The sequence below is a fragment of the Pseudaeromonas pectinilytica genome, assembly GCF_054780855.1.
The window spans coordinates 1-845 of the sequence record NZ_BAAGVN010000179.1; the positions used below are offsets into that span (position 1 = coordinate 1).

1 protein-coding gene is annotated in these 845 nt (G+C 53.4%); it reads left to right on the top strand.

What is annotated here, in order from left to right:
• Nucleotides 1-214: 214 nt before the first annotated feature.
• Entirely contained in the window at nt 215-739 is a 525-nt protein-coding gene (locus ACYVG7_RS10080) for a tetratricopeptide repeat protein (protein ID WP_460882993.1), read from the top strand.
• Nucleotides 740-845: the final 106 nt, after the last annotated feature.

Here is an 845-nt window from a genome sequence, read left to right on the forward strand (position 1 = left end):
CGGTTTTCGGAGAGTAGCGCGACTGGCCAGCGCGAGGGCGCGATTTTCCCTGGTTAAGTCGGCTATTTAACATATTGCCTGTTAGACGCATATCGTTTGACAGGTTTGGTGCCATTTAATCAACCATTGGTCTCACACTTTAAGCCCCAGGTCGAGCAGCCTCTAAATGACGAATGATACAATACGCAAAAACCTCAAGCGGGATATTCAAGGAATGAAAACAGCGTTTTTTATCAAGCTATTGGCCTGTGTTTGTGGCGCATCGCTACTTTTGATTAGTGGCTGTGCCAATGCTCCACTTGATGAGCTGGATAATGCGAAAACTATCGATGAGATGAATGCTTTTGCAGCTAGGGTAGGGATAACGCCAACTGTTGCCGAGTGGCATGGATTAGCTGAGCAGGGGGATGCCACGGCGCAAGTCCAACTGGGCTGGATGTACAACAACGGCGAAGGGGTGGTGAAGGACGACAAGCAGGCCGCAGCCTGGTACCGCAAGGCGGCCGAGCAGGGTCATATCGATGCGCAATACAACCTTGGCCTGATGTACTCGACTGGCGAGGGGGTGGCGCAGGACTACAAACTGGCTTACGTCTGGAGTGCGGTGGCCGCCGCTAATGGGGATGCGCTGGCTGCTAATAATCGCGACATTTTCGCCAAGAGTTTGTCGCCAGCGGCATTGGCAGAGGCGCAGACAGTGGCTGGCCAGTATGTTGAGCAGTACCAACCTAAGCAGTAACCCCATCGGCTAGTGCGCATAAGGGGGCGTTACGGTAAATCCGGCGCCCCTTTTTGTTGTCTGTTGTCTTGGCCGGACATCGAGGGAAGCTGCAGGAGTGGTTTCA